Genomic DNA, 13623 nt, shown 5'->3' on the forward strand with positions numbered 1-13623 from the left:
CTTAAGTACCTCTAATAATTTTTACCGGATCAATATGCTTTGCCTTATTCGAAGGAAGCCACCCTGCTATAAAAGTTGAAATCAACGCGAAGACAATACCTATAACATAATATATAAAATTAAAATTAACCGGATAGGTAGTTATTGTAGGTAAAGCATCCGTTTCAAAAGGAACTCCATCTATTATAACTGATAAAATAAAACCTAAAACCAGGCCCAAGATACCACCTACCATGCCTATTATCATTGCTTGACTCATAAAAATGTATTGTACATCTTTACCGGAAAAACCGGTAGCTTTTAAGATGGCTATATCCTTCATCTTTTCATAAATAAGCATGTTAAGAATATTATATATTCCGAAGCCTGCTACAATTAAAAGCGTAATGGAAACTGCATAGGTAATTAAATTACGAATATTGGTACCGGTCTCAAATTGGGCATTTGCCTCGTTAATATCAGTTGCAGTAACATCAAATTGCTTTTCAAAGCCTTTGGCCAATATTGGGGCATTTTTAATATTGTTCAACTTTATATTTATATCTGTAATATAATTTTGCGCCTCTCCTAAAATACGCTGTACCGTTTTCAAGTTACAGTAGCTTTGAGTATTATCGATATCTGCTATTCCACTTTGGTAAATACCAACAATTTTCAATGGAAAAACGGTACCACGTACAGTGCTTATCTGCACTCTATCGCCAACTTTCAGTGACATTTTACTGGCTAGGCCTGAACCCAATAAAATTCCGTTAACCATATTATCTAAAGCTTCTGGCGAGCCCTCAATGATGTAATCGCGCATGTTGGACAGTCTAGTTTCTTCCATAATATCTACCCCTATCAGATTACCAGTTAATTCTATAGAACCGGATAAATAAAATATTTGTGCCCGTACTTGTGCCGTAGCTCCTTTTACCTCTTCCATTTGTTTTAAATGGTCTAAAACAGGAAGCGCATTATGAATCTTTTTTTGTCCACTTTTTGGTTTTATAGAGCTGATCATTTGAACAGAATTATTAAACTGCTCATAAAGTGAAATTGGCTGATCTATGGTGGGCTCTATTTCATTATACAAATGAATATGTGGTGTTTGGTTCAATACTAAATCATCTAACATTTCATTTAGACCGGTCATAAAACTTACCATGGTAATGTAAGCACCTATACCGAAAGTAACCCCCAAGGCTGCCGTTGCGGTAGATTTCATCTTGGTCAGAAGATGTGTTTTGGCGATATTTAGTATAACGGGCCAATTCATTATTTAATTGGCTTTAAAATCATATCATTTTCTGTAATACCCGAAATAATTTCTATCCTTTCTAAATTTTCAGCACCTACTTTAACAGTTACCGTATCGTCTTCCGTAATAACTTTATTGCCCTCAACTAAATATTCTCTTGGTATAGTAAGTGCATTTTCCTTTTCTGAAATTACAATATTACCCTCACCCGCAAGACCAGGATATAATACCTTTGGCGGACTTTCAAAGATTGCCTCTACCTTAAATGTTTGTGATGTCTCGTCTTTTTTAGGATATATTTTGCTCACCGAAGCCGTAAAAACTTCCATTGGGTATGCATCCAAAGTTACTAATGTTGTCTGACCTATTTTGATTTTAATAATATCTACCTCATCTATTAACATTTCTATTTTAAAGTCGGTAGCGCTGCCAATTGCCCCTAGCGGTTCTAGCGTATTAATTAGCTCACCAGGTTCTTTAAACAAAGCATAAACCTTACCGTTGATCTTGCTATTAATAGTATAATCTTCTGCTATAATTTTTGAGGATGAATAACTATTTTTAGCCTGTTGTAAAGCAGTCTCTAAATCATTCTTTGTTCTTGCGTAGCTAGACTTTTGTTGACGTAGTTGATTTTTTGAAAGCTCATAAGCTAACTTTTGGGTATCAAACTCTGCTTTTGATCCTATATTCTGATCCCAAAGTCGTTTCTGCCTAGCAAAATTGATCGAATCATTATTGAATTTAAGTTGTGCAGCATAAATATCGTCTTCAATACTTTTTAAAATAGCAGCATTTCCTTGAAAATTTTCTTTGGACTGCTGCAAGGTCAAATACGCATTTTCTGAATTTAATTTAGGAGTGCGGTTATTCACCTGTAAAATAGCGTCGCCTTTCTTAACTAAATCTCCTTCTTCTACTAGGTTATCATCTAAAATACCGGCTACAACGGCATAAACTTGGTATATACTATCTGGTTGTATAGTGGCAGACGCATATACTGAAGATATCAATTGAGATTTTTGCGGAAATACCTTTTCTTGTTTCTCCCCACAAGAAAGAAAAAGCAGAAAAAATATACTAATGTTCAGATATCGCATGAATTATAGATTATTATAATTCAAAATAACGGGAAATCTTTTAGGTATTATATGAGTAAAATCATGCTTGGAAGAATCTACGTAAAAATGCAACCAAGTATTGAAGGTAAATAAAATGATGACTCAAGTAGTATTCGCTTTAAACTCAAATAAGGTTTAAGAGTTCAAAGCATAAAAAAACCGAGATAAAAATCTCGGTTTTTTTATGCTTATTTTAAAGCTTTTTTGAGTTTTGCCTTTTTACTTTTCAGTCTTTTAACCGAGGTGCTTAACTTGCTTTTTATTTTTTTGATTTTACTTTTCTTTGCATCTTTCTTTTTAGCTTTCTTCAACTTACTCTTTAAATCATCTACTTTTTTAGCTGATTTTTTAATTTTTTTAATTGCTGCCTTCATCTTTTTACTTAATTTGAAATTACTTGACTTGATCTGCTTATTAATTTCCTTCTTCTTTTTGGAAATGTCTTTTTTCTTTGATTTCTTTTTTTTGGGAACTTCAGGTGGTACCTCTGCATCGATATCTGCTTCTAGATTCTCTATCGCATCAACTATTGTAACACCTTGCTCTTGTACTACCGTGCTTTCTTGTGATAATGGTTGTTCATCCGCTAACACATTATTATTATTTTCTAAAACCATTATATTCCTTATTAATTATATTCTAAAATTAACATTAAACCTATAGTAATCAAATTCTAATAGATGATTTGTGTTAGAACTCCGCTATTATACAAAATGCCTAGCGTACATTAAATTTAAACATTAAGATAGTCTTGTACTTTCATCAGACACTAATTAAAGTTATAGCGTAACAATCATATCCACTTTATGCAATCATGATTTTGGTCATGAATTTTCAACCCTTGAGGTGATAACTTTATACTTTAATTAAAAAGTGAAGAAATGAGCAATTTAAGAAATAGACCTAAAGACAATTATATTCATGAAGCGGACTGGAAATCGCTCTATGTATTAACCGAACATTGGAAATCAGATATGGCTTTCTATAATGAAGACTTAAAGTTTTTACATCATTTAATAGATAAATACTTTATGTGGATTTCTAAGAAAGATAATATCGATATGGTTCGAGAAATTGAAGTAAGCCTTATTGATACGGATAAAAAATGTGATACACTGGTTAAAAGAATTGACACGCACTTACATCACTTAGCTGAGTTAATAGATAACCCTTTTGCATACGATTCTCACACTTTTAGAACTGAACATGAGCAACTTGAAGATGACCTAGCCCTCTTCGTAAAACAATTTAGAGCAAACCGTAAAGAAGTTTTCGCTATCACCGAACATGTTATTGATGGTGAAGAGATGGTAAAACGATTAGGTATTACCAGAGCATAAAAACCAAACTATTTACGTATTAAATTCAAAGCATTTCAACTATGAAAAAAGTTATTATACCTACAGATTTTTCTGTAAATGCACTAAAGGCAATTGATTACGCTCTTGAGCTTTTTAAAAATGAGGCATGCACTTTTTACATTCTTCATGGCTACCATAATGCGCCGTCATCAGAAATGTCTAAATCTGCCACTCAAAAATCTTTAGATCTTTTGGTAAAAAGTTTAGAATTACAAACTGCGGATAAAGATTTCTATTTTGAAGGTATTTTAAAAACGGAATCTGTTTTGAATTTAACGAACCAATCTCAAAATATCATAAACGCAGATTTTGTTATTATTGGCACAAGGGGCGCATCTACCTTCAGTCAGATTTTTATTGGTAGTAATGCTTTAGATCTAATTGAGCATCTAGAAAATTCAACTTTAATTATTGTTCCACCAGAATATGAGAGCTCTAGTTCAAAAGGAATTGTTTTGGCTACCGATTATAAACATACGTTTACAAATGCAGAGTTATCTCCTCTTTTAAAAATGGTTAACTTAAAAAAAACTACATTAAATATTGCGCATGTTAAAACCGAAGAAACTTTAAGCGATGAACAAAAATCAAACAAAGAATTATTGAAAAGTGAATTGAAAGAAGTTAAAAATCATTTTTTTGAAATTGAACTTCAAGACAATGTGGCGTATACTCTTTATCAAATTGAAAAAGAAAATAAGAATATTGACACCATGGTAATTTTAAAAACCAAACATGGCTTTTTCAATCAACTCTTAAGAGAAAATATCATTAAAAATCTAAGTGCTAAAACAAAAATTCCTTTATTAGTTTTACCACAAATCAATTAATTAAAACAAAGAATATGAAGCAATTACATAAAATACTTAATGAAATTACAGCGTTGACATTGAATATAGAAACGAATTACCCAGAGCTTTATCGTTCTTTGGATGAAAATCCAATGACCTTGCCTGTTAGTCAACATCCACATATGGATAAGGTTGTTATGCAAGAATATTTAGAAAGCTTAAAACAAATGCTAAGCCATTATTTAGAAGAGCATAAAAGTTCTATGTAGTATTAGTATATAAATACCATGCTAATACTTAAATCCATTTTTATTCTTACTTTATATTTTTAAATAAATCAACAGACCGTAATAGACCAATACTAAATGGCCATATTAAGAATTCCAACTCAAAAAGAAATAAAGCGGTACGCTACCCTATTCAATGTACTGGTTAAATACGGTTTTGAAGATGTGTTATCACATAGTCCCATTCTTAAAATAATTCCTAAAAAATATTTAGAAAAACATCCGGAGACGAAAACAAATCTTTCCTTTTCTAAATATGAACGCATAAGAATGGTGTTAGAGGAATTAGGACCTACCTATATAAAACTTGGGCAGATTTTTAGTACTCGTGAAGATATGCTACCGCTTGAGCTAATAGATGAGCTAGAAAAGTTACAAGATCATGTCCCCAAACTTAAAGACTTTGATGTTGTAACTACTATTGAAGAAGAATTAGGTATTGAAAAATTCAAGTATTTTGCTACCATCGAATTAGAGCCATTAGCAGCAGCATCATTAGCACAGGTACATCGAGCTCAACTCGTAAACGGCGAAGAGGTAATTTTAAAAATTCAAAGACCAAATATTACCGAGATTATTGAAGCCGACCTTATGGTCATGAAACAGGTTGCAGATAGTCTTGAGAAATACAGCTCGCAGGCAAAAGCTTTTCAACCTATTCGTATTATAGAATCTTTTGAACGCAGTATAAAAGAAGAGCTTCAGTTTGCTAGAGAAATAGACAACACCGAACGTTTTGCCCAAAATTTTGCGGGTAATGAGTTTATTCATGTACCAGAAGTTTATAAAGAACTTTCTACAGATAAAATTATTTGTATGGAGTTTATAGATGGTATTAAGGTTTCTAATGTAGCAGCACTTATTGCAGCTAATATAGACCCAAAAGCGGTTGCCAAAATTGGTGTAGACCTATATATTGAACAGATTTTAGATTTTGGTTTTTTTCATGCAGACCCGCATCCTGGAAACATTTTTATACTTCCGGAAAGCGGAAAAATATGCTTTTTAGATTTTGGAATGATGGGTACTATTCTACCCAACGAAAAAGAATCAATTAATGATCTACTACTCTATTTTTTAAGTAAAGACGTTAAAAAAATAATCACTTTACTAGAGAAAATAGCCATTAGAACCAACATACCCGATTATAAAAAACTAGAACAAGACCTTTATCAATTATTGGAAGGTATTAGCAATACTGCCATTCAAAACATAAAACTTGGCGATACCCTGTCGCAGTTTAAAATTGTATTATACGAGAATAAAATTATAATTCCCCACTATCTGTACATGCTCATAAGAGGCATAGTTCTTATTGAAGGTGTTGGTCTTAAACTTGATCCCGAATTTAATATCACCAAAAATCTAGAACCGTATACAGCAAAGATTTTAAGAAAGAGATTTAGTTTAAAATATCTGTTTAAAAAGAACCTAAATCGTTTAAAAGATATCAATGCGTTAGCAGATACCCTGCCCGATGATATAAATACTATCGTTAAAAAAATAAAAGATGGCAAGTTAGAAATTGTACATGAACATAAAGGTCTTAAAGAATTTCAAACTGCAACTAGCAAGGCTGTAAACCGTTTGGTTTTCGCAGTGATCATAGCTGCACTTTCAATTGGTTCATCATTATTAGTAATGGCAAAAATGCCACCGTTAATCAATGGAATACCTCTCTTGGGTGCTATTGGGTTTGTACTATCTGCTATTTTGGGTTTTTATATTATCATTTCTATTTTCAGAAATGATCAATTTTAAACGGTAAGTAAATGGATGAAGTTGATAAAATAATAAAAGTATTGGACCCTTATATTTTAGGTGTGCTTATTAGTTTGGGTATTGGTCTTATTCTTGGACTTGAGCGAGAATATAACAACTTAAAAGAAGATAAAGGTTTTGCAGGTATACGTGCTTTCCCTATTGTTGCTATTTTAGGTTTTACCTTGGGTAGCCTTACCGAAACCTACACTACCTGGCTGCCTATTATTGGTTTAGGGGCTTTTATTTTCTTTTTAGGCTTCAATCATTTATATAAAGAGACTGTTGAGTATGAACGTAGCTTTACCACCAACATAGCTTTAATTGCTACATTAATATTGGGCTTAATGGTATCTGCCGAATATTATAGAAATGCGGTTGCTACAGCAGTTATAATTGTCACTTTACTTTCTCTTAAGACTCGTTTTCATACTGTTATTAGAAACATTACTTCTGATGAGCTTTTTGCATTGATAAAATTTTCTATTATCGCTTTATTGATTTTACCTTTTTTACCCAATAAAAATTATGGCCCAAATGAATTGATTAATCCGTTTGAGATTGGCTCTATCATCGTCATTGTATCTTTTTTAAATTTCATTGGTTATTTTTTGGTCAAATTTGTAGGTTCTAAAAAGGGAATTCTCTTAACCGCTATACTTGGCGGACTAATTTCAAGTACCGCTGTAACTTGGAGCTATGCATCTCGTAGCATTGAATCGCCAGAATTGTCCAGAAAATATGCCGCCGGTATTATCATTGCCTCAGCGATAATGTTTCCACGACTCGCATTATTGACCTTTATATTTAATAATGAGCTGTTCATGTATGTAGCCATACCTTTTGCTATATTTTCTATAATATGCCTTGTTATATCTCTTGTTCTAATCAAAGAGGATACTAAAAAACCGGATACAAATATTAACCTTGGCAACCCAATGAACCTTCTTAACGCCATTGGGTTCGGTGTAATTTATGTAGCTATTCTTTTTGCAGTTTTTTACAGTAATCAATTCTTTGGAGAAAGCGGGTTGTATTATTCTGCTTTAATAGCTGGTTTAGCAGATACCGATGCTATCACTATTAGCCTTGCAAAATTTGCATCTGACGGAGAAAAAATTAAGCTTGCTTCTTCTGTTATAGTCACCGCCGTCATGAGTAATATGCTCGTTAAGTTAGGTATTGCCGTATTTAAAGGTTCTAAAGTTACGGGTAAATTAGTGGGCTATACTTTTGCCGGTATTATTGTAATTGGTGTTTTATATGCTGTGATTGCCAAATGAAATTAAACTATATAATTTGCAAATGTCGCCTGTAGTAACTTCCCAAAAATATTTAGTAAGATTCCTATATAATTAATACTACTTTCAAAATTGTATTAAAAGTTTTGAGTTCGTTTTACGACTTAAAGCTCATCTGAATATAATTATGGAATGAATTTTATTAAAAAAACTTGGAATAAGTTCAAAGAACTTTTTAAACAAGGGCTTACTCCTAAGCAATTGTCATTAAGTATTACTGTCGCAATAGTTGTTTCTCTGTTTCCTATTTTTGGTATTTCAACAATAGTTCTTACTGCACTTGCTGTCAGGTACAAATTAAATCTACCCATAATGATTGCATTGAGCTATGTTGTGGAGCCTATAAAGGCACTTCTTTTTATTCCTTTTATCAATATCGGCGAAACACTTTTTGGAACGGCACATACCCTATTAACTTTTGAGGCTATAAAAGCAAGTTATGACCTTAATTTTTGGAATACGTTAAGTTCTCTTTCATATGAATTACTCTGTGGTTTTGTAGGTTGGGGCTTAACTATTTTACCCGCTTCAATATTTTTTTATTTTTTATTGAAAGAAATGTTAAAATATTTCGTCAAAGATTCTAAATCAACCAAATGAGTACAAGAAAAACAATTCAATTTCTAGGATATCTAGGATTAATTGGGTCCATTCTAGTAGGGTTAGGAGAATATTTACTCCACTACTCTACTAATATTTTAGGTCATTCAGAGAATTATGAATTCTTTGCCTTTGTAGACCTAGAGCATATGACTTTGGGTCACTTTTTAGCGGTCATTGGTCTACCCTTTTATTTTGCGGGGTACATCCATATATATCTAATGTTAAGATCAGGTAATGAAACTATAGCCAGATTAGTACTCGCCATTGGCTTTATTGCCTTTGCCGTTGGAGGAATATGGATTGGATCTCGCTCTTCTATAGGTAACATTGTTCATCTTAAAGATTCCATAAACCCAGAAGTTTATAAAAATCTGCTAACGCATTATACAAATCATATGGAAGTATTAGTGCAAGCACTAAGGGTTATAGTTGCACTATTATCTATTGTTTTCATCGTTGCAATACTTAAGGGCGGTACGTACTATAAAAAATGGATGGCAATTTTCAGTCCAATTGTTATCTTAATTGCTGTGGCACTTGTTGGTTTAGCAATCCCGTCTATTGGTCAGCATACCTTACCTATTCTTATGAACATTACTCATTTTATACTTTTTAGCTTATCGCTATACCAATTAAATATTCTTATAAAACCTTTACATAATGATTAAAAAGCTACTTAAAATAATAGGGATAGTGCTATTGATGATGATAATCATAGTCTTTTTCAGATTCTGGCGTGATTCTGTTTCTGATAAATACGATGTTAGTATTGAATCGGATAAAATACCTGAATTTTCAAGTGTACCCTTAGATTTTATTCATAAATACACTGGTGACAAATCACTTCCATTAGCTCCTTCTGCGCTTATAGATATTGATAATGACAACATCGATGAAGTATTTTTTGGTGGCGGAATGAGCCAAGAAGATGCCATTTACGCATATCGTAATAATGAATTCGTACTAATTTCAGAAGAAGTTGGATTGCCAAAAAAAGGAAACAACACAACTTCATTAGGAGTGGTTTCTGGAGATATGGACAATAATGGCTTTACTGACCTTATTATTGCTCGCGAAGATGGTCTTCGAATTTATTATAATGATGGAAAAACGTTTACAGAAACAATCGTTAATACACCTGTAAATAAAAAATCATCTCCTGCAGGAATTACCCTTGGTGATATTGATAAGGACGGAGATTTAGATATTTTCTTAGCTACCTACCTGCACAAAGAACTGATGGAGGGTCAAAACATTTTCGAGCGCTATGATTATGGTTCTACAAGTGAGTTATTATTAAACAACGGTGATAATTCTTTTAAAAGTATTACCAAAGCAGCAGGTTTAGACTATATACACAACACCTTCCAAGGGGTTTTAGTAGATATTGACAATGACTCTTGGTTAGATCTTGTTGTAGTTCATGATACTGGCGAAGCTAGAACTTACAAGAATAATGGAGACTTAACCTTTACGATGAAATCGAATCCGCTAACAGGTAAATTTGCTTACCCAATGGGGCTTGCAGTGGGTGATTATAATAATGACGGATTGGTAGATTTTATGTTCTCTAATGTTGGTACGACTGCCCCAAATTTTATGGCAAGTGGTGATATTAAAGACAAGTCTCTTTTTAATGATAAATGGATTCTATTCAAGAATGAAGGCAACTTTCAATTTACCGATGCCGCAGAAGAGGCTAAAATTGCAGATTACGAGTTTTCATGGGGATGCACTTTTGCCGACATGAATAATGACGGACTACAAGATTTGATAGTTGCAGAAAATTATGTCGATTTTCCTTTCAGTAAAATATTTAAGCTACCTGGGCGATTATTAATTCAAAAAGAAGACCACACTTTTGTACCAACAGAAACAGAAAGTGGTGTTGAAAATCCTTTGTATGGTATAACAGCACTTGTAAGTGATTTTAATGCTGATGGACATTTAGACCTTATTTGGACCAATATAGACGGCCCTTCAAATGCTTTTATCAATAAAGGGAATTCTAACAATTTTGTGCAAGTAGATTTAGCAGATGCTGCAGAAGCTATGGGAGCCAAAATTACCGTTGTTACACCAGACGAAACGTATACTGATTGGTTGGTAACCGGTGAAGGATTAGCGAGTGATCAAACTGCATTACTTCATTTTGGATTAGGCAAAACTCAGCATATCGATAAAATATCCGTAGCCTATTCAAATGGTAACAAAGACGAGATTATTGCGCCTAAAATTAATTCGGTTGTAGATGTGATTAAAGAACGTAATCTGCGGATGGCGCATGATACAGTAGTAACCACCTTGAATACAAAGAAATGATAGAATCTCTAAAAAGAATGTTCAATAAAAGACCAGACGAATTCGATAAAACTCCTGAAGGTGTTTGCCCTAATTGTTGGGGTGATCAAGAATATGGAAACGTAGTTCGTGAGAAATACAAGGATCTACAGATTGAAGTTAATAATCACAGTAGTAAACATGCCTTTATTCAAAATTTCGTGGTTACCCATTTAACAGGTATACAGCTAAAAAGTAAGGTTAGCGGTCAAGAATGCCCCACTTGTCATATAACCCTTAAAAATGAAAGCTAGTACTACTTTATACTGGGTTATAAATATGCTGTTCCTCATCGGTCTTTTTGGTGCGGGTAGTCTAGTTATTACAGAATTTACAACAGGTGATGGCTGCCCCAAATTTGGGGCTGTGCCCGCCTGTTTAATCATTCTAATATGTTTTATACTTCCCTTTATTTCGCATTTGCTTAAAAAATGGAATCTCATATACTTCACATTTACCGGTATTGCAACACTAATTGCTTTAGTGGCATCGGTAATGCAGTTTATAGGTAATGCAGAATGCCCTAAAACTGATTCAGGAATACCTATGTGTTATATAACTTTACTTATTTTCATATCACTTATCATCCTTAAAAAAATTCAACTTAACCACCTTAATAACAAGTAACTAAGTAACATAATTTACCTTCTCCCTTTTTTGTATTTATTGCTTATATAAATAAAGCGAGACTCGTAAATCATTCCACGTATTAAAATGTATTTTCCTTCATCCCTATTTATACTTTTTTAAGCTCATATTCAGTACCTAATTAGATAGAATACTTCTTATTGGTTATTACTCTACTGTTTTTCACTTTCGCGAAAACGTAACCTAAATACTACGCTGCACAAACTATTTTCAAATAGAATCAATTATATTTGAGTACACTTGATGTAGTTTTAAAATGCTTTCTATTTAAAATATTAAACAACTGGTATCGTTCAATTAAAAGCTACTACAAAGCTTTATAAATATTCAAGTCCAAAATAAATGAAAGACACCAAAGTGAGATGGCTACAAGACTTAAGACGTTTTGTTACCCTTAAAAGTCAATTTATACTTTCTGGCAACACTAAAGATTTACAACTCATCAAAAATGGTCATGGTGGTTTTAGCTGGCATAGGTTAGAAAATGCAATTGATATTGAGCTTAAAAGTCTTGGGTATACCGAGGTCATATATTATAACCCTTTAGATGGGTTTGACATTCCCTTTTTTACAGGAAATCCTGAAGAAAAGAAAGCATTATTCAATAAGTTAAATATACCTCTAAGTAGTCCCTCTAGCTTTAACAATCTAGAGACCTTTAATAGCGTTCTCCAATCAATAGTAAATTTTAAAGAGGTCCCAATTGCATTGATCGTAGACTTTGCATCGCAACTGCTTATGAATCCAGAAAATCTGGTTAAAGCAGAACACGATACTTTTAGCCTCGCAAATGTATTATCGCAAACGACGAATACAAGACCTCACGGTACTCCACCTTCCGCATTTTATAATACGGTAATTTGGATTGTAGACAAAGAAGGTGACTTACCAGATTGGATGGTGGTAAACAATCCAAAAATACGTCACATCCCTATAGAAAAACCAGATCACATTGTTCGTAGAAGACTTGTAGATACACTTATACAAGGCTTTGGTAAACAAGAAGAAGACGTAGATAAAATTGTTACCGATTTTGTAAATGAAACAGAAGGATTACTGCTTTTAGATCTTGTTGCTATTATAGAACTTACAAGAGCAGAGTCTATACCTATTACCCATATTGCAGATGCCGTTCGTAGATATAAAGTTGGGGTTACAGAAGATCCTTGGATAAATATTGACAGAGAGAAAATTGTACAGGGAGAAACCTTTATTAAAACCCGTGTAAAAGGGCAAGATCATTCTGTACAACATATTATGGATATTGTTAAAAGAGCTATTACAGGTGTAGGCTCTTCTAAACGTAATAGTCGACCTAGAGGTGTTGTATTTTTAGCAGGACCAACGGGTGTTGGTAAAACAGAACTAGCAAAAACACTTACTAGCTTGCTTTTTGGTGATGAGAATGCATACATACGTTTTGATATGTCTGAGTTTAGTGCTGAACACTCTGATCAGCGACTTTTAGGCGCACCTCCTGGGTACGTAGGTTATGATGTTGGTGGCGAGCTTACCAACGCAGTACGCGAAAAACCTTTTAGCATACTTCTATTTGATGAAATTGAAAAAGCGCATCCGCGTATATTAGATAAGTTTCTCCAAATCCTGGATGATGGAGTTTTAACCAGCGGACGTGGCGATAAAGTATATTTTTCAGAAACACTTATCATTTTTACTTCTAACCTTGGTATTTATAAGAAAACAGCAACTGGTGGTCGTATAGCGCATACTTCTTATGAAGACCCTTTTGAAACCATTCAAGAAAAAATTAAATATGAAATAGAGAACTATTTCAAGTTTGAATTGAACCGACCAGAACTTCTAAATCGTATTGGCGATAATATTATCGTATTTGATTACATAAGACCTCATGTAGGTGAGATGATTTTTGATATGATGTTAGCAAGTCATTTAAAAGCGATTCAAAAACAACTCAATATTACCTTAGATTTAGACGATGCTGTAAAAGCCAGTCTAAAAGATTTAGCCTTAAAAGACCTAAGTAATGGTGGTCGAGGTATTCGAAATAAAATAGAATATCACTTTATCACGCCTATTTCTAGATCCCTTTTCAGTCTTGACCCTGCGCCTAATGATGTCTTGAGAGCTACTACTATTACCGTCGATAATACAGGTACGAACATCACGTTACAAAAACAATAATTGC

General features: G+C 33.2%; 14 protein-coding genes. 11 read left to right on the forward strand and 3 right to left on the reverse strand.

What is annotated here, in order from left to right; genetic code table 11:
• Nucleotide 1 precedes the first annotated feature (1 nt).
• The 3 genes from BUC31_RS14520 to BUC31_RS14530 all read right to left on the reverse strand — a co-directional run bounded on the left by BUC31_RS14520 (nucleotide 2) and on the right by BUC31_RS14530 (nucleotide 2981).
• The gene (locus BUC31_RS14520; protein ID WP_073245410.1) at nucleotides 2–1264 is read right to left on the reverse strand and encodes an ABC transporter permease; all 1263 of its coding nucleotides are present in this window, start codon (nucleotides 1262–1264) and stop codon (nucleotides 2–4) included.
• Entirely contained in the window at nucleotides 1261–2343 is a 1083-nt protein-coding gene (locus tag BUC31_RS14525) for an efflux RND transporter periplasmic adaptor subunit (protein WP_073245412.1), read from the reverse strand. Before BUC31_RS14525 ends, BUC31_RS14520 begins: the two co-directional genes overlap by 4 nt.
• A gap of 209 nt (nucleotides 2344–2552) precedes the next feature.
• On the reverse strand, nucleotides 2553–2981 hold the full coding sequence (locus BUC31_RS14530; protein ID WP_073245414.1) for a hypothetical protein: 429 nt from the start codon (nucleotides 2979–2981) through the stop codon (nucleotides 2553–2555).
• A 264-nt stretch (nucleotides 2982–3245) separates the two neighbouring features.
• On the opposite strand from BUC31_RS14530, the gene BUC31_RS14535 reads away from it, so the two are divergent.
• From BUC31_RS14535 to BUC31_RS14585, 11 genes are all read left to right on the forward strand, one after another.
• Nucleotides 3246–3704, forward strand: coding sequence for a hypothetical protein (locus tag BUC31_RS14535; protein ID WP_073245416.1), 459 nt, complete (start codon nucleotides 3246–3248; stop codon nucleotides 3702–3704).
• Nucleotides 3705–3745: 41 nt separating this feature from the next.
• On the forward strand, nucleotides 3746–4555 hold the full coding sequence (locus tag BUC31_RS14540) for a universal stress protein (protein WP_073245418.1): 810 nt from the start codon (nucleotides 3746–3748) through the stop codon (nucleotides 4553–4555).
• Between the two features lie 14 nt (nucleotides 4556–4569).
• Nucleotides 4570–4785, forward strand: a complete 216-nt coding sequence (locus BUC31_RS14545; RefSeq protein WP_073245420.1) for a hypothetical protein — start codon at nucleotides 4570–4572, stop codon at nucleotides 4783–4785.
• Nucleotides 4786–4881: 96 nt separating this feature from the next.
• Entirely contained in the window at nucleotides 4882–6564 is a 1683-nt protein-coding gene (locus tag BUC31_RS14550) for an ABC1 kinase family protein (RefSeq protein WP_073245423.1), read from the forward strand.
• Nucleotides 6565–6575: 11 nt separating this feature from the next.
• Complete coding sequence (locus tag BUC31_RS14555; RefSeq protein ID WP_073245425.1) at nucleotides 6576–7847, forward strand: MgtC/SapB family protein; 1272 nt, start codon at nucleotides 6576–6578, stop codon at nucleotides 7845–7847.
• 150 nt (nucleotides 7848–7997) lie between these two features.
• Complete coding sequence (locus tag BUC31_RS14560) at nucleotides 7998–8465, forward strand: DUF2062 domain-containing protein (protein ID WP_073245427.1); 468 nt, start codon at nucleotides 7998–8000, stop codon at nucleotides 8463–8465.
• Nucleotides 8462–9136, forward strand: coding sequence for a DUF6796 family protein (locus tag BUC31_RS14565; protein ID WP_073245429.1), 675 nt, complete (start codon nucleotides 8462–8464; stop codon nucleotides 9134–9136). The genes BUC31_RS14560 and BUC31_RS14565 overlap by 4 nt, the downstream gene beginning before the upstream one ends.
• Nucleotides 9129–10790 (forward strand): CRTAC1 family protein, encoded by a 1662-nt coding sequence (locus tag BUC31_RS14570; protein WP_073245431.1) that lies wholly within the window; start codon nucleotides 9129–9131, stop codon nucleotides 10788–10790. The genes BUC31_RS14565 and BUC31_RS14570 overlap by 8 nt, the downstream gene beginning before the upstream one ends.
• Nucleotides 10787–11062 carry a hypothetical protein gene (locus BUC31_RS14575; protein ID WP_073245433.1) on the forward strand — a complete coding sequence of 92 codons (276 nt, stop codon included), beginning with the start codon at nucleotides 10787–10789 and terminating at the stop codon, nucleotides 11060–11062. Before BUC31_RS14570 ends, BUC31_RS14575 begins: the two co-directional genes overlap by 4 nt.
• Nucleotides 11052–11435 carry a hypothetical protein gene (locus BUC31_RS14580; RefSeq protein WP_073245435.1) on the forward strand — a complete coding sequence of 128 codons (384 nt, stop codon included), beginning with the start codon at nucleotides 11052–11054 and terminating at the stop codon, nucleotides 11433–11435. Before BUC31_RS14575 ends, BUC31_RS14580 begins: the two co-directional genes overlap by 11 nt.
• Before the next feature lie 363 nt (nucleotides 11436–11798).
• Nucleotides 11799–13619: an AAA family ATPase gene (locus tag BUC31_RS14585; RefSeq protein WP_073245437.1), complete on the forward strand. Its 1821-nt coding sequence runs from the start codon at nucleotides 11799–11801 to the stop codon at nucleotides 13617–13619.
• Nucleotides 13620–13623: the final 4 nt, after the last annotated feature.

Source organism: Maribacter aquivivus (assembly GCF_900142175.1).
GTDB lineage: Bacteria > Bacteroidota > Bacteroidia > Flavobacteriales > Flavobacteriaceae > Maribacter > Maribacter aquivivus.

Coding starts and splice junctions, on each gene's coding strand:
- BUC31_RS14525 (WP_073245412.1), bottom strand. CDS start 2,343: ATGCGATATCTGAACATTAGTATATTTTTTCTGCTTTTTCTTTCTTGT.
- BUC31_RS14530 (WP_073245414.1), bottom strand. CDS start 2,981: ATGGTTTTAGAAAATAATAATAATGTGTTAGCGGATGAACAACCATTA.
- BUC31_RS14535 (WP_073245416.1), top strand. CDS start 3,246: ATGAGCAATTTAAGAAATAGACCTAAAGACAATTATATTCATGAAGCG.
- BUC31_RS14540 (WP_073245418.1), top strand. CDS start 3,746: ATGAAAAAAGTTATTATACCTACAGATTTTTCTGTAAATGCACTAAAG.
- BUC31_RS14545 (WP_073245420.1), top strand. CDS start 4,570: ATGAAGCAATTACATAAAATACTTAATGAAATTACAGCGTTGACATTG.
- BUC31_RS14550 (WP_073245423.1), top strand. CDS start 4,882: ATGGCCATATTAAGAATTCCAACTCAAAAAGAAATAAAGCGGTACGCT.
- BUC31_RS14555 (WP_073245425.1), top strand. CDS start 6,576: ATGGATGAAGTTGATAAAATAATAAAAGTATTGGACCCTTATATTTTA.
- BUC31_RS14560 (WP_073245427.1), top strand. CDS start 7,998: ATGAATTTTATTAAAAAAACTTGGAATAAGTTCAAAGAACTTTTTAAA.
- BUC31_RS14565 (WP_073245429.1), top strand. CDS start 8,462: ATGAGTACAAGAAAAACAATTCAATTTCTAGGATATCTAGGATTAATT.
- BUC31_RS14570 (WP_073245431.1), top strand. CDS start 9,129: ATGATTAAAAAGCTACTTAAAATAATAGGGATAGTGCTATTGATGATG.
- BUC31_RS14575 (WP_073245433.1), top strand. CDS start 10,787: ATGATAGAATCTCTAAAAAGAATGTTCAATAAAAGACCAGACGAATTC.
- BUC31_RS14580 (WP_073245435.1), top strand. CDS start 11,052: ATGAAAGCTAGTACTACTTTATACTGGGTTATAAATATGCTGTTCCTC.
- BUC31_RS14585 (WP_073245437.1), top strand. CDS start 11,799: ATGAAAGACACCAAAGTGAGATGGCTACAAGACTTAAGACGTTTTGTT.